At 52.9% G+C, this 21142-nt stretch carries 20 protein-coding genes; 4 read left to right on the top strand and 16 right to left on the bottom strand.

Going from position 1 to position 21142, the window contains the following annotated elements:
- The first annotated feature begins 64 nt into the window (after nt 1–64).
- A complete protein-coding gene (locus FIV45_RS00560) occupies nt 65–490 on the top strand; it encodes an Lrp/AsnC family transcriptional regulator (protein WP_099473871.1) in 426 nt (141 codons plus the stop codon).
- An 8-nt stretch (nt 491–498) separates the two neighbouring features.
- Here the strand turns inward: FIV45_RS00560 and FIV45_RS00555 are convergent, their stop codons facing one another.
- The 11 genes from FIV45_RS00555 to FIV45_RS18935 form a co-directional block, all read right to left on the bottom strand.
- Nucleotides 499–1743: a PP2C family protein-serine/threonine phosphatase gene (locus FIV45_RS00555; RefSeq protein WP_099473873.1), complete on the bottom strand. Its 1245-nt coding sequence runs from the start codon at nt 1741–1743 to the stop codon at nt 499–501.
- Nucleotides 1744–1811: 68 nt separating this feature from the next.
- Nucleotides 1812–2120, bottom strand: a complete 309-nt coding sequence (locus FIV45_RS00550; RefSeq protein ID WP_099473875.1) for an STAS domain-containing protein — start codon at nt 2118–2120, stop codon at nt 1812–1814.
- Between the two features lie 14 nt (nt 2121–2134).
- A complete protein-coding gene (locus FIV45_RS00545; RefSeq protein ID WP_099473877.1) occupies nt 2135–2821 on the bottom strand; it encodes a hypothetical protein in 687 nt (228 codons plus the stop codon).
- A complete protein-coding gene (locus FIV45_RS00540) occupies nt 2818–3882 on the bottom strand; it encodes a protein-glutamate methylesterase/protein-glutamine glutaminase (protein ID WP_165777044.1) in 1065 nt (354 codons plus the stop codon). Before FIV45_RS00540 ends, FIV45_RS00545 begins: the two co-directional genes overlap by 4 nt.
- A gap of 12 nt (nt 3883–3894) precedes the next feature.
- Nucleotides 3895–4530 (bottom strand): chemoreceptor glutamine deamidase CheD, encoded by a 636-nt coding sequence (locus FIV45_RS00535; RefSeq protein WP_165777045.1) that lies wholly within the window; start codon nt 4528–4530, stop codon nt 3895–3897.
- A 32-nt stretch (nt 4531–4562) separates the two neighbouring features.
- The gene (locus FIV45_RS00530) at nt 4563–5450 is read right to left on the bottom strand and encodes a CheR family methyltransferase (protein ID WP_204602258.1); all 888 of its coding nucleotides are present in this window, start codon (nt 5448–5450) and stop codon (nt 4563–4565) included.
- 12 nt (nt 5451–5462) lie between these two features.
- Nucleotides 5463–8705, bottom strand: coding sequence for a methyl-accepting chemotaxis protein (locus tag FIV45_RS00525; protein WP_099473881.1), 3243 nt, complete (start codon nt 8703–8705; stop codon nt 5463–5465).
- Between the two features lie 58 nt (nt 8706–8763).
- Nucleotides 8764–9315, bottom strand: a complete 552-nt coding sequence (locus FIV45_RS00520; RefSeq protein WP_099473883.1) for a chemotaxis protein CheW — start codon at nt 9313–9315, stop codon at nt 8764–8766.
- Nucleotides 9312–11414, bottom strand: a complete 2103-nt coding sequence (locus FIV45_RS00515; protein WP_099473885.1) for a chemotaxis protein CheA — start codon at nt 11412–11414, stop codon at nt 9312–9314. Before FIV45_RS00515 ends, FIV45_RS00520 begins: the two co-directional genes overlap by 4 nt.
- A 76-nt stretch (nt 11415–11490) precedes the next feature.
- Nucleotides 11491–11856 (bottom strand): response regulator, encoded by a 366-nt coding sequence (locus FIV45_RS00510; RefSeq protein WP_099473886.1) that lies wholly within the window; start codon nt 11854–11856, stop codon nt 11491–11493.
- The gene (locus tag FIV45_RS18935) at nt 11853–12167 is read right to left on the bottom strand and encodes an STAS domain-containing protein (protein ID WP_099473888.1); all 315 of its coding nucleotides are present in this window, start codon (nt 12165–12167) and stop codon (nt 11853–11855) included. Before FIV45_RS18935 ends, FIV45_RS00510 begins: the two co-directional genes overlap by 4 nt.
- A 283-nt stretch (nt 12168–12450) precedes the next feature.
- On the opposite strand from FIV45_RS18935, the gene FIV45_RS00500 reads away from it, so the two are divergent.
- Together FIV45_RS00500 and FIV45_RS00495 are read left to right on the top strand one after the other, a co-directional pair.
- Entirely contained in the window at nt 12451–13353 is a 903-nt protein-coding gene (locus FIV45_RS00500) for an ATP-binding protein (RefSeq protein ID WP_099473890.1), read from the top strand.
- A gap of 86 nt (nt 13354–13439) precedes the next feature.
- Entirely contained in the window at nt 13440–14219 is a 780-nt protein-coding gene (locus FIV45_RS00495; RefSeq protein ID WP_099473892.1) for an enoyl-CoA hydratase-related protein, read from the top strand.
- Between the two features lie 11 nt (nt 14220–14230).
- On the opposite strand, the gene FIV45_RS00490 is transcribed toward FIV45_RS00495, so the two are convergent.
- From FIV45_RS00490 to FIV45_RS00470, 5 genes are all read right to left on the bottom strand, one after another.
- Nucleotides 14231–14812: a cysteine hydrolase family protein gene (locus FIV45_RS00490; protein ID WP_099473894.1), complete on the bottom strand. Its 582-nt coding sequence runs from the start codon at nt 14810–14812 to the stop codon at nt 14231–14233.
- A 5-nt stretch (nt 14813–14817) separates the two neighbouring features.
- Nucleotides 14818–15852: a DNA polymerase III subunit delta gene (gene holA, locus FIV45_RS00485; RefSeq protein WP_099473897.1), complete on the bottom strand. Its 1035-nt coding sequence runs from the start codon at nt 15850–15852 to the stop codon at nt 14818–14820.
- Nucleotides 15849–16424 carry a hypothetical protein gene (locus FIV45_RS00480; protein WP_099473898.1) on the bottom strand — a complete coding sequence of 192 codons (576 nt, stop codon included), beginning with the start codon at nt 16422–16424 and terminating at the stop codon, nt 15849–15851. Before FIV45_RS00480 ends, holA begins: the two co-directional genes overlap by 4 nt.
- A gap of 9 nt (nt 16425–16433) precedes the next feature.
- Entirely contained in the window at nt 16434–18989 is a 2556-nt protein-coding gene (leuS, locus tag FIV45_RS00475) for a leucine--tRNA ligase (protein WP_099473900.1), read from the bottom strand.
- Nucleotides 18990–19114: 125 nt separating this feature from the next.
- Nucleotides 19115–19597 carry a DUF3576 domain-containing protein gene (locus FIV45_RS00470; RefSeq protein ID WP_099473902.1) on the bottom strand — a complete coding sequence of 161 codons (483 nt, stop codon included), beginning with the start codon at nt 19595–19597 and terminating at the stop codon, nt 19115–19117.
- Nucleotides 19598–20165: 568 nt separating this feature from the next.
- On the opposite strand from FIV45_RS00470, the gene FIV45_RS00465 reads away from it, so the two are divergent.
- Nucleotides 20166–21089, top strand: a complete 924-nt coding sequence (locus FIV45_RS00465) for a hypothetical protein (protein ID WP_099473904.1) — start codon at nt 20166–20168, stop codon at nt 21087–21089.
- Nucleotides 21090–21142: the final 53 nt, after the last annotated feature.

Below are 21142 nucleotides of genomic sequence, written 5' to 3'. Positions count from 1 at the left end.
AATTACCTGTCATGTTGATGGGTTTTGACTTGCATATTACCGGAAAATTCGGCATTTATCATATATGGATGATACTGATCAGAAACTCGTCAATCTGTTGAAAAACAATGGCCGGGAAAGCACCACGGCGCTGGCCCGCAAACTCGGCCTGTCACGATCAACCGTGCAGGACCGCATCGCGCGTCTGGAAGACCGCGGCATCATCGCCGGCTATACCATTCGGTTTAATGAAGATTATCAGAACCGTCTGATCACGGCGCATGTTCTGATTCAGCTTAACCCCAAGAATGCCGACCAGATTCTGGCCCGCCTGCGTAAAATTCCCCTGATCAAGGCCGTCTATGCGGTCAGCGGTATTTATGACATGATTGCCCTGGTCAAGGCGGAAACCACGGAAGAAATTGATTCGACTCTGGACGAAATAGGCCGCATGGACGGGATCAACAAGACCACCTCCTCAATCGTTCTTTCAACCAAGTTTGAAATATAGCCCGGCCCTTACAGCCGTTCGAGCGTCACCGCCGTCAGATCATCTTTCAGGGGCCGCACCACATACATATCGAACAATTTCTGGAACCGCTGCAGGAAATGTTTTCCTTCCACCACATTGACACTTGAATCCCGGCACATCTCGAGAAATTGTTCATTGCCGATCATCCGGCCCATCTGGTCTTCGCTTTCCACCAGAACATCGCTATATAAAAACAGCATATCCCCTTTTTCAAAAGGCTCCACCCGCACGTCATAAGCGGCCTCCTGAATCATGCCCAAGGGGTAGCCGGTCGGGTCCAATTCGCGAATCTGTCGGGTCCCGGTTTTCAGGATCAAGGGCGCCGTCGACGCCGCAGAGGAATAACTGAAGGTGTTGTTCCTGGTATCAATGATACCGCACAACATGGTGGCATATTGTTCCATAGGCAGAAGCTGAAACAAATCTTTATTGAGTTTTTCCAGATAATACGCCGGAGACACAATTTTAAATCCCGGGCGGTTCCGGTAATTGGAAATCAGGGAATGCAGGCGAAAGGTATTGAGAGCCGCAGAAATGCCGTGCCCGGCGAAATCAGTCACATAGACAAAAATACGATCATCATCCAGACGCTCAAGCCCCCAGAAATCACCCCCCAGTTCATCCGATGCTTCATATTGTGACAGGATGCTGATCTGGTGGCTATCCTCAAGACTGACCAGTTCCTCCGCATCAGGCAACAACGCCCCCTGCATGGACCGGGCGATTTCCAGGTCGCGGGTCAGACGCTGATGATAATCCTGCAACCCAAGCATCATGCGGGTATATGTCAAATGCATCTTGATCCGATTGACAACTTCACCTCTGGCGACCGGTTTTGGAAAAATATCCGTGGCGCCAGCCTGATAGATTCGGGCCCGCTCTTCCGGGTCTGTTTGAAAGGTATGGATGATGATCGGGGTGTTTTTAAACGGCTCCTCGGTGCGCAATTCTCTGCAGGCGGCGACCCCGTCCATACCCGGCATCACCACATCCATCACAATCAGGTCGGGTTCAATCTCTTTCGCCTTGGTCAGCGCGTCCTGACCATCCTCGGCGAAATAGAGCTTGGTGTATCCTTCGCGTTCGAGAATCGCCGCCACAAGTTCGCGGTTGAAATCTTCATCGTCAACGATAAGAATCCGGCACCCGAAAATGTCTTCCGCCATATCGGAAATAGCATCACCCTGTTTCTTCAGGTTATTCTTGGCACTATACATTGATGTAGGACACATCGCCGTTACTCTTTTTATTCAAAACATAAGGGTATCGCGACCCGTGGCGGCTGGAAAATATCAGGATTTTATGAATTATCTATTTCAAACATCTGATCGAACCGGGCGACAGAAAACATGCGCTTGACCTGCCCCTGCGGTGACCGCAAAGTCAGATTGGCGGATGTTTTTGAAATTTCATCCCGGGCCAGAAGCAACATGCCTAACCCTGCCGAATCAATAAACTCCACCGCCGAGAGATCAACAATATTATTCTCGGAATGGCTGGCGACCATGCGCTTGACCATTTCCCGGAAACCATCCAGGTCTGAAAATGTTATCTTCTCGCTGAGTTTGGCTTCAAATACATCCTCTTTGACATCTACTTGATATTCCATTTGGCATCCTTCAGTTAAAAAAATTCAATATCCGTCGCATCGCTATCCTGCCGCACACCCAAGCCTGAACCAGCCTTTTCTTCTTCATCCCTGTCGCCGCCAAAAAACATTTTCATGATGTATCTCTGATCCAGTTCCTTGGGGGCACATCTTTTGATCACCTGATGCAGGAAACGCTTATTATCATCTGAAATAGTTACCTTTTCCTTTATATTATTATTTTCTGAATAACTTTCCCCTTCGGCGGGAAGACCACCCAGCATATTTAACGTCGCCGCTATCGCCTGCATTCTCTGACGCATCTGATCCTGGAATTGCATCGCATATACCATACGGTCTGAATTTTGTTTCAGATCACCGGTCATTTCCGGGCGATCTGAAAAAAGTTTATACACGGCGTGCGATGTCTGACGCTCCGTCGTCATGAAATCAGGCCTCAGCAATCGCCGGGCCTCGCCGATGGTTTTCTCCTGTTGCTGAGAAGAGGTGACAAGATGCCTGAATTCGGATGACAGTTCGGTCATTCGCTCCTCGACCATATCGGAAATGATCACAATTTCACTGGCGATATTGGCCAGAGTGCTTTGTTGAATTTGATACACGTCCTTAAATGTCAATTCCATATCTCCCAATGACTCGGCCACCGCCTTTTCGCCGGGCGCATCGTTATGGTATCTCTTGTGCGAGTTTGTTTTGCTCATGCCACCCCTGCTTTCCGCGCCGTTTTATTCCCGGCGCTGGCGATTAGTATTTCCTGGGCCATTTGGGACAAAGGCACCTGTTTCGCAACCGCCCCGGCCATCATTGCGGCCTTCGGCATGCCATATACGACGCAGCTTGCTTCATCCTGTCCCAATGTCATTGCCCCGGCCCGGCGCAGGCTCAGTAATCCTTCCGCGCCGTCCTTGCCCATGCCGGTCAGAATTACCCCCACCGCATCGGCACCGACACTCGTCACCACCGACTTGAACAGCCGATCAACCGACGGGCGGTAGCTGTCATTTTCATCCCCGCAGGCCACATGACCAATCAACTGGACGCCGCGTTTGCGAACGGTAAAATGCTTCCCGCCCTCGCCAATATAAATGGTTCCCGCCTGCAATATCTCCCCGTCCTCGATTTCCTTGACCCGGGGGGCGCAGTCTTTATCGACCCGGGCGGCAAACCGGGCCGAGAACCCGCCGGAAATATGCTGGGCGATCACGATCGGCGGACAGCCGGCCGGCAGTCTCCTGATAATCGCGTGCAAGGCCTCCACCCCACCGGTTGACGAGCCAATAACAATGATCTTGGCGTTATAGCAGGCGGGCCCCGCCAGTGGGCGCCCGCCTTTGTCCGGGGTGCGGGCCCGCCCGCTTTGACGGACCTGCGCAAACCGGGCAATTTTTATTTTGGCAATCAACTCCGTGGCGATGCTGCTAAGATCCTGATCTTGTGGTTTGGCGACATAATCCACCGCCCCGAGTTCAAGCGCCCGCAGGGTTACTTCCGTCCCCTTGCCCGTCAGGGTCGACACCATAATCACCGGCATGGGGCGCAGGGACATGATCTTTTCGAGAAAAGCAATGCCATCCATCCGGGGCATTTCCACATCCAAAGTCACCACATCAGGATTAAGCTGTTTAATCTTCTCCCGCGCCTGATAAGGATCCGCGGCTTCGCCCACCACCGTAATCATCGGGTCAGCCGACACGACGGCCCGGATCATGGTTCTGATCAGGATAGAATCATCAATGATGAGTAATTTTATCTGTGGCGACACAACCGGGCTCTCCTAAAAAAGTTCAACCTCACCCCCTAAAGTTTCCTGTTCTATCCGGTTCCGGAATTTTGTTTCCTGGGCCACGATATTCAGATCGCTCGTACGGCGCAGTATTCTGACGAAAACTTTGCCCGTCGAAGGACAGAAAGCAACCCGGCGCGGATAATTCCCCCCGAGATCACAGGTTTCCAGATACAGATTCTCGGCTTTGACATACTGGTGCAGGAATTCAATATTCTTTGCCCCGATGTCCGCCTTGATCTTCAACACATTCCCCGCCCCGAACGCCTTGAGAACCAGACGTTCCCGCTGACCACCACACCGTAAAATATCGTTGATCAGATATTCCATGGCGTTGTTGCCATAGCGCATCGAGAAATCATTCTTCGTTTCCGCGCCTTTGTTTTCCGGCAGCAGAAAATGGTTCATGCCTCCCACCCTGATGAGCGGATCATAAACGCAAACAGAAATACAGGATCCTAATGTGGTCATGATCATGTCTTCGGACTGCACCAGAACGCAATAGCCCCCCTGATTGACTTGATGCACCGTGGCATTGAAGTGCTGGTTAAAATAGGTTGACCCTACTTTAGCTTCCACTGCCTCTATCCGCCGCCGCCGATCCTTTAATCCAGGTCTTTTTTCCATTACATTGTGGGTCCTCTCGGACACGAGCCCCCTCATGTCAGCACCCTATAAATCGTTTTACCTTCACATTTATATATGTCTGATACATTCAGAAGGCTTTCAGAATGTCCGACGAATAAAATTCCGTTGGGCTTTAAATATTCAGCGTAGCGACGCACAAGGTTGGTTTGTGTCTCCCGGTCAAAATAAATCATCACATTACGGCAAAAGATAGCATCGAACTTCCCCCGCATCGGCCAGGGGTGCAACAAATTAAGTTCTTTAAACGTAATAATCTCTTTCAGGTCCGGTGACATTTCCCGCAATTCTTCCTGATGTCCTCGGGTCGTTCGTCTCCGGCTCGGACGGGTGTAGGTCTTGAACAGGTTTTTCGGAATCGTATCGGCACAGCGTTCCGCCTCATAATATCCCGCCTTCGCCATATCCAGCATGTTGGTGTCCAGATCCGTCGCCAGAATTTTGCAATTCCGCGTCCGTCCCCCCAACGTACGCCGCATCACCATCGCAATGCTGTAGGGTTCCTGTCCCGAAGAACAGCCTGCAGACCATATCCGCACCGGATGCCCGGCATCGGCATCAACCTGACGGCGCAGGGGCTGGAGAATTTTGTCCCGCAGGAATTCAAAATGATGAATTTCCCGAAAGAAATTGGTCGTATTGGTGGTAATCGCATTGAGCGCCATACCCAGTTCCGTTTCCCCGTCCGGTCCGGCCAGATAACGGCAATAGGCTTCAAAGCTGTCAAGCCGCAGCACCCGCAGACGGCGTACCAGACGCCCATAAACCATTTCTTTCTTTTTCGCGGTCAGCACAATGCCTGTTTTGTCGTGAAGCAACGCGGATAAAAAATCAAAATCCTGTTGGCGCCATTCAAATTCCCGCTCCTTTTCCCGCGCGAGCGGCATTCCGCTTTCCGACATATATTTCCCCTCTTAAAATTCAGCCCAATCCGGATCCGTGCCCACACTGCCGTTCGCCACAGATTTCTTTTTAAGATTCGGCGTTACCACAGATTCCGGGCTTTCCACCAGACCGATAGAACGACTGGCCTGACCCCGTTGGGTCAGAACCGGGGCAGCCGCCCGTTGTCCCCCCATGGCATCCCCGATCTTGAAGAAGGACATCAAACGTTGCATCTCGGCCGCCTGACGCTCCAGCAGCCGGGCGGCAGCAGTGCTTTGTTCCACCAGGGATGAATTTTGCTGGGTCATATCATCCATTTCCGCAATCGCGACATTGACCTCGTCAATGCCCTGGGTCTGTTCGGCGCTGGCATTGGCGATCTCTGATACAATTTCGGCCACCTGGGTGATTGATTCCATAATGTCATTCAAGGCTGTCCCGACGTTATTGACCAGTTCGACCCCGTTTTTAATCTGGGTATTGGAACTGGTGATAAGAGATTTGATCTCGTTCGAAGACTGGGCCGAGCGTTGCGCCAATGTGCGGACTTCTTCCGCCACAACCGCAAATCCCTTGCCGGCTTCCCCGGCCCGGGCGGCTTCCACCGCCGCATTCAGGGCCAGAAGGTTGGTCTGAAAGGCAAGGTCGTCAATCACGCCAATGATATCGGAAACTTTCTGTGAAGACGCCTCAATCGCGCCCATGGCATCGACGGCCTGCTTGGCGACCGCGCCGCCACTGACCGCCATCTCACGGGATGTATCGGCGAGCTTATTGGCATCGCCTGCATTATCCGCATTTTGTTTAACCGTCACCGCCAATTCCTCCATGGAGGCCGCGGTCTCTTCCAGTGCAGAGGCCTGGGCCTCTGTGCGCCGGCTGAGGTCATCACTTCCGGTGGACAATTCCGCCGAGGCGGTCGCCACTTCCCCGGCAGAGGTATTGACCTGGCTGACAATATTGGTCAGCTGTTCTGCCGTTTCGTTGGAACTGTCTTTCAGCAGCTCGAAGGTGCCTTCATAGTCGGCGTCAATGGTTTCGGTCAGATTCCCTTTGGCCAGTTCCGCCAGAACCCGCGCCAGATCATCTGTCGCCGCCTGGGTGTTCTCGCCAATGCTGTTCATGTTATTGGCCAGGTTGAGCATGAAGCCCTGCTTGCCTTCCGTGACCACCCTTTTGGTAAAGTCACCGGCAGCGGCGGCATTGACCACGACATTCAGTTCAGCCTCAATTGCCAGTTCCTGGGTCATGTCTTTCCATTCAACCACGACGCCCAGACGCGCCCCACTGTCGTCCGTTACCGGGTTGACGACCAGATTGAAATCAAATCCGCCAACCTTGATGTTCGCCTCATAGGTAGATGTCAGATTATCAAGCAAGCCTCTCTGGTGGCCCGGATTTTTATGGAAAATATCAATGTTGCTGCCGACAATCTTGCTGGCGTCAAAATGCGGAAGATCCTTACGCAAATCCGATTCAGCCTCGCGCATCATTTTCAGTAAAACATTGTTCATATAGACAATCTTGTAATCCTTGTCGGCCACCATCATGTTGGTGCTGGCATTATCCAGGGCAATCTTGATGCGTTGATTGTCGTTGGCAATCCGCATATCTTCCTGCTCGCGGGCCAGTTTTTTCGTCACATCTTCCCATTCCACGACCGTACCGGCCCTGTTGCCGTCCTGATCGATGATCGGATTCACCACCAGATCAAACGACAATCCCGCCACTTTAATTGTGGTTTCCTTGATACCGGTCAATCCATCAAGAATGCGCCGCTGATGAGAAGGGTCCTTGTGAAAAATATCAATGTTCACGCCAACCAGTTTCCGGGCATCCAGCTTGGGCAGATCCTGGCGCAGTTTCTGTTCATTTTCCCGCATCATATCCTGCATGGTCTGGTTCATATAAACGATGTTATAGTCCGCATCCGCGACCATGATATTGGTCTTGGCGCTGTTGGTTGCTTCCCTGATCCTCAGGTTTTCCAGAGCCTCTGACTGCAGAACCGTCATGGCATTGGCCATACGGCCAATCTCATCAGTTCTGCTTAAATCAAGATCGAGCTGTGCTCTGTTGCCCTTGGAAAGGGCAATAAGGCACTCGGTGGCGGCGACAATCGGCGCACCGATAAGCCGCGATAAAATGATGACCATCACGGCGGAAAGAATAAAGACCACCGCCAGCGCCAGAAGCAGGATCTGGGTTACCTGATTTATCGGCATCATGTATTCCGCCTTGTCAATCTGGCCAATCAATGCCCATTTCACACCTTCGAAGCGAAAAGGCTCATAAAAAGATATCACTTCGGTATTATCATGATTCAACGTTTCCAGGTTGCCGGTTTTACCTTGCAAAGCTTGCTGAACGTCTTCCGTATCCACTTTCCGGGTCAGGATTGTCGAATTTTCCGTGCCGGTAACGAAACGACTGTCCGTCCGCATCAACAGATCTTCGCCAACGATAAAAGCGTCCCCGGTTTTCCCCAGCCCGGTGGATTGCCCCATCACAGCATTAATGTTGGCGATCGGCATCTGATAGGCGAGAACGCCGACAAAAGTCCCGTCGACATCATAAATTGACGTTGAAATAAAACTGGCCGCCGCGCCGTTACTTGGTTCATATCCTTTGAAGTCAAAGAAGGACACCACGCCCGGACGTCCGGCATTCTTGGCGGCCATATACGCCTTGGCCAAATCGGTTTCGCGCCAGGGACCCGTGGTAAAATTGGTCGCATAATCCGGCTCCTTAAAGACCGTGTAGACCAGATTTCCTTCTGTATCGAACAGAAAGACATCGTAATAGCCCCGTTTTTCCTGAAGATTGCGGAACCAGGAATGATATGTCGCATGAGCCTGGCTATAGTTAGAGCCATCCTGAGCGGACATCAACTTGTCTTTCTGGCCTGGCGGATGTGGGTTTTTGAAAATATAATTCGACTGCAGTTCCGTCCCCGCGTTGGCGCCGAGATCGCGCCACCCCTTGGAAAAAGTCTTGATCGCCTCGACGGTGGCAGGATTCTGGGCGACAATCACAAGGTCTTCTTGGATGGAGCCGAGATATTGCTCAAGCCCGGCCTTTCGGGACTCTATAACATTGATAAATTTGCTTTCGAGCTCCTGATGGGTGGTTTCAACGGTTGTGTTGTAAATCATCACCCCCAGAACAATAGTGATAACCCCCGGCGTCACGATACCGCCAATAAGTTTGGTCATTAAACTGGCGTTCAGCAGCTTCTTCATCAGTTGATTATCTTTTAAAAAACGTCCCATAACAGTGCCTCTTTCGCTAACTTGTCTCAAATATCAATTTTGTGCCTGCCGCATGCGATTACGCAACCGCCGCACGGGCCATATCCCCGGTATTCTCGTCACTGGCGTTTCCGGCCAGATCCATGTCCGGAATTTTGTTCATATCGAACAGCATTCTCGGCTTTACAATCGCAATCATCTTTTCATTTACGGACACCAGGCCTTCCATAAAGGCATATTCCGGATTGGCGTCCTGATCCGGCACGGCAAGAATATCTTCCGCGGCAATGGTCAGAATGTCAGATACCGCGTCCACCAGAATGCCGATGGTGCGTTCCTCAAGCGTGACAATGATCACCACATGGGTTTTGCCCGGTTCTGTACGCCCGCGCCCGAAACGGGTTCGCATGTCAAATACCGGGACAATAACACCCCGCAAATTAATCACGCCCCGCATATAATCCGGTGCATTCGGCAGACTGGTTGTCGGGATCCAGCCTTTGATCTCCCGCACCATGGTGATTTTCACCGCATAAGTCTCCGCCCCGATGGTAAAGGAGATATATTGACGGGTCATGCCGTCGGTGTCGGATCTGGTCTCTGTTTCTGTCTGTAAAACTTCTGTTGTCATTGGTATCGTACCTCTGTCTTGGATTCTGATGGACGGGGCGATGTCTCTGATAATTCATACGGGCCGGAGCTCAGACTCTGCACGGCGGCGATATCAACAATCAGGGACACCAGGCCATTGCCCAGAATGGTCGCGCCTGAAACGCCTTCGACCAATTCATAGTTTTCTTCCAGGCTTTTGATCACGACCTGTTGTTGATTGACCAGATCATCGACAATAAAGCCCATCAGGACTCCGCCTTCCCCCTCAACAACGACCACAAGACCGTTGCAGGGATCACGTTGCGCGTCCTGCACCTTGAAAATGTCATAAAGCGGCACCAGACTGATATAATCACCGCGAAACATCATCAGATTGCGGCCATCGGGCAACGCGCTTATCTCATCCGGTTCCGGACGCAGACTTTGAATGATATTGGCCAGAGGAAGCACGTATTTCTCCCGACCAATTTCGACCACCATGCCGTCCATCACCGCCAGGGTCAGCGGCAGCGACATGCTGAATTTACTGCCCTTGCCCGGTGTTGAATCGATGGATATCCGCCCGCCGAGGCCTTGAATATTCTTGCGCACCACATCCATGCCCACGCCGCGCCCCGACACATTGGTCACGGCCTCGGCCGTGGAAAAACCCGGCATAAAGATCAGATTGTTGATTTCATCGTCGTTCAGGATCGCGTCTGAATGCACCAGACCCCGTTCAATGGCCTTTCTCAACACCACATCCTGATTAATCCCCGCCCCGTCATCAGCTATTTCGATAAATATTCGTCCGCCGCGATGAAAGGCCGATAAATGTATAACGCCTTCTTCATCCTTGCCCGCTGCCCGACGCTCCTCCGGGGATTCCAGCCCATGATCAACACTGTTGCGGATCATATGCATCAATGGATCACCGATGCGTTCCGTCACGGTTTTATCAACTTCGGTCTCTTCCCCCGACATCACCAGACGGGCTTTCTTGTCCAAGGCGCCGGTCAGTTCCCGCACCAGTCGTGGCATGCGCGAGAACACGGATTTTACCGGTTGGGCGCGGATTGCCATAACGCTGTCCTGCAATTCACGCACATGACGGGACATTTCATCGATGCCCTGCACCAGATTAGGATATTGTTCGACCAGTATCTGACCACCCTGTTCCTGTAACATGGCCTGGGTGATAACCAGTTCACCCACCATATTCACCAGACGATCTACCTTGTCGAGCTCGACCCGGATTGACTTGCTGACCACCTCTTCACTGCGGGCGCGCACTTTCGTGTCTTTTGGCCGGGTCGTTTTCTGAGACGACGCGACAAGCGTGTCTTCCGGTTCAAACAGACCGGCCGCGTCATCTGCGACAAAAGCATCAGGTGACAGGTAGGGTCCAAGGTCGGTAATGTCCAGATCACAATCGCCTTCGACAAATTCGAAGATCTCTTCTATATCGGCAACATTCGCCGAAGTGACCAGACGAAACCGCCAGATAAAATAGGCCTGTTCGGCCTTCATGTCTTCCAGATCCGGCAACGCCGTCTGATCCAGTATTGTCTCCAGCCGTCCAAGGCACGCCAGTTCACGGATCAAAAGCAACGGTTCATTGGCCCGTTGGAACATATCGGGAAAGGGTTTAAACAGAATCTGGAAAAGGTGTTCTTTTGCCGCCACTTCTCCTAGTCCGGAGTCCGCCTGCGCCGCCGCATGATCCTCCTCCCCGGAAAGCGGCACACCGGTATGTTTCAAAATATCCGTCATCGCCCGGGCGACTTCCGCGCCGTAATTCTCATCCAGCACAATCCCCTGCTGCGCCGCCCCGACCAGTTCGGTCAGAACGTCAAAGGCTTTCAGCAAAACATCCAAATAGGCCGGTTCCATTTCCAGGGCGCCGGCGCGCATATCATCGAGCAGGGTTTCCTGAATATGTGCAAAAGACACCAACTGCGCAAAACCAAAGGTTCCCGCCCCGCCCTTGATGGAATGCACCGCGCGAAAGACAGAATGCAGGGTTTCCACATCACTGTCACCCGCCTGCAACTGCATCAGGCCTTCTTCCAGGCTGATCAACAGTTCTGCGCATTCCTCAAAGAAAATGGCCTTAAACTGTTCCATCGGATCTGACATTAAAGTCCCCTTTTCGCAACGCCGTTAACGCGCATGCCTCTGGCGCAACAGCAAATTCATATGAGGAGAAAGTGCTTTATCCACACACTTTCTCAACAACCTGAAGCAGTTTTTCCGGGTTGAACGGTTTAACAATCCAGCCTGTCGCACCTGCGCTTCGGCCTTCATTTTTAATATTGGAATCGCTTTCCGTCGTCAGGATCAGAATGGGGGTCGTCCTGGCTTGTGATAGCTTTCGGGCCTCCCGGGTAAAGGTAAGACCATCCATAATCGGCATATTGATGTCTGTGATAATCACATCAAATTTCCCGTTGCTTACCTGGTCCAGGCCCAGTTGACCATTTTCTGCTTCCATAACTTCAAAGCCAGCGTTCTTCAGGGTAAATGACACCATGTCCCGCATGGTTTTTGAATCGTCAATTGTTAATGCAGTTCTACTCATATTGTGTGCTCCAGAATGAGAGAATCCTGAGGGATTCCAACGTCTGTCAAAGCCTGTCTGCAGGCATCTGACATTTCGGAAAAAGTGAAAGGAACATTCAGGAGAGCCGCTTTTTTCTGTACGGCGCACAGGATCTGAATGCAGGGCGTGGTCAAGCGTTCCACCTCCGCCCCGGACACAACAAGAGCATTACCAGTCTCCAGGCAATTTCGAAATCCATGAAGCAAATCTTCCGCCGAGGACAGGTCCAGAACAGAATGTAATTGGATTCTATTTTCTTCATGTGAAGTCTCTATCGTGAATGCGCTCATTATACCCTCAATGCTTGAACTGTAACTCACATACTTTACTGTCTAGACAGGACACGCTAGACGGGAAACCTTAAATTTGTTTTAAGAAGATTATTATTTACGAATATAATAATGTTTTTATGTTGCAAATGTTCTCAGACTCCCCAAAACCGGTACTATCTATGAGAAAACATGGATGCGGGGAAGGTCATCGGCCCCCCATTAATAAAGTTGAAACCATTTTTCTTCTATTGTGTGGCCCGTTGAGCAATGATTACCCCACGACCGAAGGCAAAGTTTGGCCATGACTGTATTGGTTATACATGACACTAATCAGACACCCCTCAAAGCTGGGGGCACTACTGACATTCCCGGAATACTGACGACGTGTGATTGCCCCTTTGTTGAGGCCACGTCTTTAAAAGACGCCCTGATGCTACTGACCGAAAAAGTGGGCGCCATTCATACCATCATCGTCAATTACCGTATTATCATGGAAAATGGTAATTTCCTCAAGCAGTTAACGTCAACCACTACCCTGCGCGATATCCCGTTGATACTGCGTGTCGACGTTCAGGAACAGGACCGGATCAAACCGTTCAAACATTCAGCGCCATATCTCTGGCTGCAACATCCTTTTACCGCAAGTTCGCTTTATTCCATGGTGTTAAGCGCCGAAAGCGAATTTGCCCAGCGACGGGCGCTACGGCGGGAAATTCATTCCCGGGAATCCGTCATTGGCGCCATTACCCGGGGTACTTTCCGCATCAAGACATTTGATCAGGCCGAAGCCCTGACCACCATGTTGTCCCTGGCTTGCCCTGAACCGGACCGGGTCGCCTTTGGTCTGTTCGAATTGCTCGCCAATGGTATTGAACATGGCAACCTGAGCATCAGTCATGAGGAAAAACGCGAACTGATGGCTGAAAACAAACATCGGGACGAAATTCAAAGACGCCTTCACCTGCCTGAAAACAAAGACAAATACGTCGAAATCGTTTTTGAGCGAGAAAGTAACCTCGTCACGTTCAAGATCACGGATCAAGGCAACGGGTTTGATTACGATAGCTATCTGGAAGACGACCTGCTCACCAACCAGACCCATCATGGTCGGGGTATTGCGCTGGCCCGCGCCACCAGTTTTGACTATCTGGAATATCTCGACAAAGGCAATAAAGTCCTGGCTGTCACCAAATTCAATCTCTGATCCCCCCGACTGACTTTATGTTTTATTTTTGATCCTCATGGGATAAGCTGCCGGCTTTAGTGACCGCCAGTTGAAAGCCCGCCACCATGATGTCAGATGCCCCGATATATCTCGAAAAAGACCAGAATATAGGCTGGTTGACCCTCAATCGCCCCGCCCGTAAAAACGCCCTCAATAAAGAAATGTGGCAGGCGATCCCGGATCTGGTGCGCGATGCCGTCAAAGATCCGGCGATCAAGCTTCTGATCCTGCGTAGCGCTGTGGAGAATATCTTCTGCGCCGGGGCCGACATCAGCGAGTTCGACTTGTTCATGACCGACATGACAGCCCGGGACGAAAATCGTCAGGCGCTTCGGGCCGCCTGCGCCGCCCTGGAGGATTGCGATATTCCCACTCTGGCGATGATCCAGGGGGCCTGCGTCGGGGGTGGCTGCATCCTCGCGCTCTGCTGCGACTTGCGGTTCGGTGACACCAGTTCCCGCTACGGCATCACGCCCGCCAAACTCGGGCTGGTTTACGGCCTGTCCGACACCCGGCGGCTTCTGGATCAGGTGGGACCGGCCGCCACCCGTGACATTCTTTTTTCCGCCCGAATCCTGTCCGCCACCAAAGCCCTGCAGACCGGACTGGTCAACGAAATTTACGCCCCCGCTATGCTGGAACAGGAAGTCCGTGATTATGCCGCCCTGTTGCTGGCCAACAGCCCCCACAGCCTGAAAGAAATCAAACAGGTGATCAAACGGGTTCAAAACGGGATGCGGGATGACGATGAACTGTCCGAAGAGATATTTACCAAAGCCTTCGACGGCCCGGATCATCAAGAAGGTGTCGAGGCCTTTCTCAATAAGCGCACGCCGGTCTACTGAGCGGCGACGCTTTAGTTCTGACGTTCGGACGGAAAGATGAGCTCTTGCGCCGTGACAATCTGACAATATTCTCCCGCCATATTGGCCAGTGCCATGTCATGCACCTCTTGGGCGCTGCGGATCACGCCGGCGTAATCCCTCATGGCGAAGGTAAAACAGCAGTCTTCGATCAGGAAACTGCGCAGCCCCAGATTGCCCGACATCCGCACAGTCGCCTCGACAGAGTTATTGGTTTTCACTCCGGCAAAAAACACATCGGTGATGCCGTGCTTTTTGAGAATTTCCGCCAGATCCGTGGCGATAAAGGCACTGTTGGTGCATTTGCCGATCACGATATCACCCGGCAGAGGCTCCAGCCCGTCGAGAAAGGCGTGAGTTGCGGTATCGGGCCGAAATGCCGAGGCGTCTTCCCGGGAATCGTGGCGCACAATCACCACCGGTCGCCCGGAAGCGCGCCAGCGGGTGAGAAGATCCCTCAGGATCCGTTCGGCCTGCGGATTATTGCGTGGGCCCACCGCCGCCCAATAGGGCGCCTCAATGGCTTTTTGCATGTCGACAATAATCAACGCCGCATTTTCGGATAGTTCAATCATATTCGTCACCGCATCCGCGCCGCATTGGCGATGCGCAGACAGGCGCGGGCGCAGATCGCCTCGGCGGGCAGGCCGGTGATCTTGCATTCCGCCTCCGCCTCAAACACGATATCCAGGGCATTGCCAAGTTTCGAGGTCGACCATTTGCCCAGTTGGGCCATCAGGGATTTTTTCTCGGGCGAAAATTTATTATACACCACCGCCATCACCGCCTGTTCGGCCCCCATGCCCTGATCCATGCTGCCGCGCACCAGATGCAGTTTCTGCAGCCGCCGCGCCACATTGCGCAAAATGGGAATGGCGTTCTCCCCCCGGTTGAACGCCTTGAACAAGGTATCATCCAGGGTTTTCAGGTCGCCGCCGGTGGTCGCCTCGGCAATCATATCCAGGGTCAGGGTGCCACTGTCGCCGACACAGGCGCGGGCGTCATTCAGACTGACCATGCGGCGGCCTCCTTCGGACGGCCCCATATAAAGCGCCAGTTTTTCCAGCTCGCCCCGCGACACCATGCGGTCGCCGCCGAGGTTATGCTGCAGATAGATTGCCGCTTCGGGTTCCAGTCCCAGATTATGCGCGCCCATCACTTCCAGGATCAGACTTTGCAAATTCCCCTGGTCATCTTCGTAACAGGCAATTGCCGCCGCATTCTTGGCCTTGTTGAATAATTTGACCAGCCCGGCGGTCGCCTTGAGGCTGCCGGCGGTGATGATCACCAGTCCGTCGCCGATCGGATCGTCGAGAAAAGATTTCGCCGCGGCCGTGACATTTTCCCCGGCCCCGTCAACCCGGATCACCCGTTGCCCGCCCATCATGGAAATCGCGGCCGCCTCATCCGCCAGCAGGGCCGGTTCATCTTTCAGGCGGCCCGGTTCAATATTGGCCACCAGAAAAGGATCGCGCAGGTCAGGGGCGATCTGCTTGGCTATTTTTTCCGCCCGTTCGCGCACCAGACCCTCATCCCGGCCATAAATCAGCACCGCCCGATAAGCGGGGTTGAGTTTGCGGACCTGGGCGTTGGCGTCGTTCTTGTTGAGCTTCATTGCGTATTCTGGGTTGTCTTTTGCGGTGTCTTCTGTTGGGCCTCATTTTGACTGAAATAGGCCCCGATACGGGTGGCCATCTGATTGCTGACCTCCTCGACCAGGCGGCCTAGCGAGGCGTTCCGGGCAATCATATTGGAATAATCCGACTGGGCCAAGTCATAAGTCACCAGACCGCGCGCCGCCGAATCCAGAATAACTTTCGATGTCGCCACTTCTTCCAGCTGATAGGCGGTGATCAGTTTCAGATTCTGCAACGTCACTGATTCATCTTCCCGAATACCATAGCCATGCTCTTCGATGAGAAACGTCACCCGCAGGATATATTCCGCCGACTTTGTCTCCCCATAGGGCGTCAACCGATCCATCAGGTTATTGCGAATCACCTGCCCGATGCGCGACGGCCGTCCCTCCTCGGTGATGCTGTCCACCCGGATATTGGCCATGACATCCCTCAGGTCGCTTTTTCCATCGGAAAACTGTCCATACATGGGCTTGAACCCGCACCCGGCCAGCAGCCCGGTCAGGAGAAAAACACCCAGAAACGTTTTCAAGATATGGCGCAGTTGCATAAGCGGGTCCTAGATAACGATATTGACGATCTTGTTGGGGACGACAATCACTTTGCGGATCGGATTGTCGCCGACAAACTGACGAATCTTCTCAGACGCCAGCGCGATCTTCTCGACTTCGGCTTTATCCATGTCCTTTGCCATGTCAATGGTGTCGCGCAGCTTGCCTTTGACCTGGATCGCAATAGTGACAGTATTCTGTTCCATCAGTTCGGGGCGGGCCACAGGCCAGGCCGCATCGGTGAGAATGCCGTCATAGCCCATATGCTGCCACATCTCTTCCGCCAGATGCGGCATCATCGGCGCCGAAATCTGCACCAGACAGGTCAGGGCTTCGCGCAGGGCATAGGCATCGCCGTCTGATCTGTCCGGCTTGAAACCGCTGATGGCATTGGCGAATTTATAGATCTGGGCCACGCAGTTGTTGAAGTGGAAATCCTCGATATCCTTGCCGACACTGGCGATGCTGACATGGGTCATGCGGCGCAATGCCGCCGCCGCCTTGCCAAAGTCCGCCGGCTCGTCTGCGGCCGCCGTCAGGCCGTCACAACCGGTGATCACCGTGCGCCACAGACGCTGGGTGAAGCGCCAGGCGCCTTCGACGCCTTCTTCCGTCCATTCCAGATCGCGCTCGGGCGGGCTGTCGGACAACATGAACCAGCGCGCCGTGTCGGCGCCATATTGATCAATAATCTCGGTCGGATCAACGACGTTTTTCTTCGACTTCGACATTTTGATTGAACGGCCAACGGTCACTTCCGCGCCGTTATGCTTTTCCACCAGAACCCCGGCGTCATTGCGGGTCAGATCGGCCGGGAACAGCCAGTCGCCCGCCGCATTCTGATAAGTCTCATGACAGACCATGCCCTGGGTGAACAGGCCGTCAAAAGGTTCATCCACCGACAGGAGGTCAACTTTTTTCATGGCGCGGGTGAAAAAGCGGGAATAGAGCAGATGCAGGATCGCATGCTCGACGCCGCCGACATATTGGTCCACCGGCAACCAGTAATCCGCCGCCGCCTTATCCACCGGGTCCGCAGACTTTGGTGAACAGAAACGGGCAAAATACCAGCTCGAGTCGATGAACGTGTCAAAAGTGTCTGTCTCCCGCCGCGCCGCCGCACCGCAGGAAGGGCAGTCTACATGTTTCCAGGTCGGGTGATGTTCCAGCGGGTTGCCCGGTCTGTCAAAACTCACATCATCCGGCAATTTTACCGGTAGCTGGTCTTTCGGCACCGGCACGATACCGCAGGCGTCACAATGGATCACCGGGATCGGACAGCCCCAATAACGCTGACGGGAGATGCCCCAGTCACGCAGACGGAAATTAATGGTCTTCTTGCCAAAACCGCCGTCTTCGGCGCGGCGGATGACTTCCGCCTTGGCCGCCTCAATGGTCAGGCCATCAAGCCACTGGGAATTAAACAGGGTGCCAGGCCCGACATAGGCCTCTTTATCAACGTGGAAACTGTCGGACTCACCGTCAGGCCGAATGACCGTACGGACATCAAGCCCGTATTTATGGGCGAAGTCCAGATCGCGCTGGTCATGGGCGGCGGACATAAAGATCGCACCGGTGCCATACTCCATCAAAACAAAGTTGGCGACATAGATCGGCAGATCGCGGTCCTCGAACGGGCTTTTGGCTTTCAGGCCGGTGTCAAAGCCCTTTTTCTCCATCTTTTCCATGGCTTCTTCGGTGGTACCGCCGGCGCGACATTCGAGGATGAAGGCCTGCAAATCCGGATTATCCTGCGCCAGTTTCTCAGCCAGCGGGTGATCCGCCGCCACCGCCATGCCGCAGGCGCCGAAGATGGTGTCGGGGCGGGTGGTGTAGACTTCAAGCCTGTCTTCCCCCGGGATATCGAAAAACAGCCGCAACCCTTCGGACCGTCCGATCCAGTTCTGCTGCATGGTGCGGACCTTTTCCGGCCAGCGGTCGAGATCATTCAGCGCGCTGTTGAGCTCGTCAGCATAGTCGGTGATCTTCAGGAACCACTGGCTCAGCCGCCGCCGTTCCACCGGCGCACCGGAACGCCAGCCGCAACCATCCACGACCTGCTCATTGGCGAGCACGGTATTGTCCACCGGATCCCAGTTGACCCAGGATTCCTTGCGATAGACCAGGTCACTGTCCATGAAATCAAGGAACATTTTCTGTTCCTGTCCATAATAATCAGGATCGCAGGTGGCGAATTCCCGGGACCAGTCGAGGCTAAGCCCCATCTGTTTCAGCTGACCGCGCATATGATCGATATTTTCATAGGTCCATTTGGCCGGATGCACGTTATGTTCCATGGCGGCATTTTCCGCCGGCATGCCGAAGGCGTCCCAGCCCATGGGATGCAGCACATTAAAACCCTTGGCCCGGCGATAACGCGCCACCACATCGCCCTGGGTATAGTTGCGTACATGGCCCATGTGGATCTTGCCGGACGGATACGGGAACATTTCCAACACATAATATTTTGGCCGCGTCGGGTCTTCTGTCGCGGTAAAGGTATCCCGGTCCTGCCAGATTTTTTGCCATTTCGCCTCGCTGAGGCCCGCGTTATAGCGTGTCATAATGTTCCTGATCCTAATACTTTGTATCGTAACTAAAGACGGACAGACCAACCCGGGTCAGCTGTCCGTCATCATTGGTTTCAGAAGCCCCTTGCCTGGGCACCCCTGTGTACGCGTCTTGCGGCCTATTTCGTCGGCGCGTTATTACGCCGCAGCAGTTTGGCCTGCATCAGAATCGCGTTGCGGATGTTGATAGAAGCCCCCGGCCGTGGCGCCATATCGGTCCAGCCCGTCGACGATTTGGCCTGACGATGCACGGTCACCTTGACGGAATCCGCGGTTAATTTTTTACCGACTATCCGGACGTCAACCTTGGTGCGTTCCTCCGGATTTTGCGGATTAACTTTCCAGTCGCTAAGGATCACACCGCCATTATTGTCGGCCGTCAGCAACGGCATAAAATCGAGCGTCTCAAGGGAGGCGCGCCAAAGATAGGCATTGACCCCGATTTGATATACTTCTTCCGCGGCTTCAATATTGGCGGCTTTATCATTGCCGCCAAAAATGCTGCAGCCCCCCAGGGTCATCATCACCCCGGCCATACCCCCAAGCACGACGGCCTTTGCTGATTTTTTTATCCCATTCGTTATTATATCATTCACGGTCATGCATATTCCATTCTTGTTAAACACGGCTCAAAGCTACCCGACTTCAGTTTGGACATTTCTTGCGGCGCAGCGTCTTGCGCTTTCAATGGTGGCTCCGTCCCGTAGCACTAAAGTCAAAATTTACGGCATCATAGCCGGTGACGTCCCCGCTTTAAAGCTGTTTATCTTGTTGTTTCGGGCCAAACAAGAATTTCTTCTATAATTTTGTTCATAATCGGGCAATGGCGGAAAGATACGGAGTCTGCTTTCTCAATAATCCAGGAATTGAACGAAAGGGCCTAGTCCCCTTATTTTATTCAATTTTTATTCATCCCGACCTGCCCTGTGATCCAGACAAATTCTGTGATTTTGGTTGATTCTAATGTGTAATAATATATACTTGCAAACAGACGTGTGATTCTATAAGGATTGCACCAATACTGCCAAAAGGAAAAATGACGCGACATAACAACCGTTGCCGAAGAATTCCTGAAGCAGAGAATAAATAACAATGCGTTTGATTGATATACAAAACGTTAGAGAACTTAACGTTCAGATCCGAAAATTAAGTTCAGAGTGAGGATACGTCGTGAACCGCTTGAAAGGCAGCATAGCCCTTTTTTGCACCCTTGGACTATACACCGTGGGGACGATGGCCCATGGCGCCGCGCCAACCTCCGATTCTGACGCCGTAAATGATAAAAGCCTCACCTCCGTTATTCTGTCCTTCTTTGGCAAAGATGCCGAAAAGCAGGAAAAAACAGTTTCAGAAGCCATTCAACTGGAAAAACCTTCCGCCGCCAACCAAGATCAGTATATCAGGCTGTCAGAGCCCGATACCACGCTGACATTTCAAGGGGCGAAACAACCTGAGAAAAAGGTGACGGTCACCCAGTCCTTCGACGTCAAGCCGTCCTTGATTTTCAATATGGGGGAAAGCGGCATCGCCAACGCCCCGCGGGGCACGGTTGCCAATTATGGCGGATGGGCCACGGGAAACCGCGTGACCTTCTCCTATGGACGTCCCGGCGTTATCAGCGACACCCGGTCGATAGAACTTTCCCTCGGCTCGCAATTCCTCACGGAACCGACTTCCATTCTCTCTCCCCTGTATGAAGGTGCGGACTTCAACCAGATCAATAACCGCCAGGTTTATAATCTGTCCTTTGATGTGGGCTATGCCGGCTTTACCCTCGGCGCCTCCTTCAGTCAGGAACGCCTGCTGCATGACGAAGGCCTGAAAGGCTACGACATCGGCTTTGGCTATCTCGGCAACAAATGGGGGGCGGATCTCAAATTTGGTGAATATAAGCGCGAACGTGACCGGCTTTTCGCCTCTATCGAAGAATTTTATGACACCACCTACGCCCTTGAACTGGGGGCGGCCTATCATCTGAACTCCAACATCCGCTTTACCGGCCGATTTACTTATTATTCCTATGGTCAGGATAGCGAGATTGATCGCCTGCGCAACAGTCAGGTATTTTTCCTCGGCACGAATGTAAACTTCTAGGCTGGCCCTCACCTGTGCGCCCGGGCCCAGAATAAAATCTGCTCATTTTTAAC

Source organism: Paremcibacter congregatus (assembly GCF_006385135.1).
Taxonomy (GTDB): Bacteria; Pseudomonadota; Alphaproteobacteria; order Sphingomonadales; family Emcibacteraceae; genus Paremcibacter; species Paremcibacter congregatus.
This window is presented reverse-complemented; position numbering and strand designations above follow the sequence as displayed.

What these genes read in the sequence shown, in the direction of transcription:
- FIV45_RS00470 (WP_099473902.1), bottom strand. Translation starts at nt 19,597, where the DNA reads ATGACCGTGAATGATATAATAACGAATGGGATAAAAAAATCAGCAAAG.
- holA (WP_099473897.1), bottom strand. Translation starts at nt 15,852, where the DNA reads ATGAAGCTCAACAAGAACGACGCCAACGCCCAGGTCCGCAAACTCAAC.
- FIV45_RS00495 (WP_099473892.1), top strand. Translation starts at nt 13,440, where the DNA reads ATGATGTCAGATGCCCCGATATATCTCGAAAAAGACCAGAATATAGGC.
- FIV45_RS00490 (WP_099473894.1), bottom strand. Translation starts at nt 14,812, where the DNA reads ATGATTGAACTATCCGAAAATGCGGCGTTGATTATTGTCGACATGCAA.
- FIV45_RS00545 (WP_099473877.1), bottom strand. Translation starts at nt 2,821, where the DNA reads ATGAGCAAAACAAACTCGCACAAGAGATACCATAACGATGCGCCCGGC.
- FIV45_RS00525 (WP_099473881.1), bottom strand. Translation starts at nt 8,705, where the DNA reads ATGGGACGTTTTTTAAAAGATAATCAACTGATGAAGAAGCTGCTGAAC.
- leuS (WP_099473900.1), bottom strand. Translation starts at nt 18,989, where the DNA reads ATGACACGCTATAACGCGGGCCTCAGCGAGGCGAAATGGCAAAAAATC.
- FIV45_RS00560 (WP_099473871.1), top strand. Translation starts at nt 65, where the DNA reads ATGGATGATACTGATCAGAAACTCGTCAATCTGTTGAAAAACAATGGC.
- FIV45_RS00520 (WP_099473883.1), bottom strand. Translation starts at nt 9,315, where the DNA reads ATGACAACAGAAGTTTTACAGACAGAAACAGAGACCAGATCCGACACC.
- FIV45_RS00550 (WP_099473875.1), bottom strand. Translation starts at nt 2,120, where the DNA reads ATGGAATATCAAGTAGATGTCAAAGAGGATGTATTTGAAGCCAAACTC.
- FIV45_RS00500 (WP_099473890.1), top strand. Translation starts at nt 12,451, where the DNA reads ATGACTGTATTGGTTATACATGACACTAATCAGACACCCCTCAAAGCT.
- FIV45_RS00480 (WP_099473898.1), bottom strand. Translation starts at nt 16,424, where the DNA reads ATGCAACTGCGCCATATCTTGAAAACGTTTCTGGGTGTTTTTCTCCTG.
- FIV45_RS00535 (WP_165777045.1), bottom strand. Translation starts at nt 4,530, where the DNA reads ATGGAAAAAAGACCTGGATTAAAGGATCGGCGGCGGCGGATAGAGGCA.
- FIV45_RS00515 (WP_099473885.1), bottom strand. Translation starts at nt 11,414, where the DNA reads ATGTCAGATCCGATGGAACAGTTTAAGGCCATTTTCTTTGAGGAATGC.
- FIV45_RS00555 (WP_099473873.1), bottom strand. Translation starts at nt 1,743, where the DNA reads ATGTGTCCTACATCAATGTATAGTGCCAAGAATAACCTGAAGAAACAG.
- FIV45_RS18935 (WP_099473888.1), bottom strand. Translation starts at nt 12,167, where the DNA reads ATGAGCGCATTCACGATAGAGACTTCACATGAAGAAAATAGAATCCAA.
- FIV45_RS00510 (WP_099473886.1), bottom strand. Translation starts at nt 11,856, where the DNA reads ATGAGTAGAACTGCATTAACAATTGACGATTCAAAAACCATGCGGGAC.
- FIV45_RS00530 (WP_204602258.1), bottom strand. Translation starts at nt 5,450, where the DNA reads ATGTCGGAAAGCGGAATGCCGCTCGCGCGGGAAAAGGAGCGGGAATTT.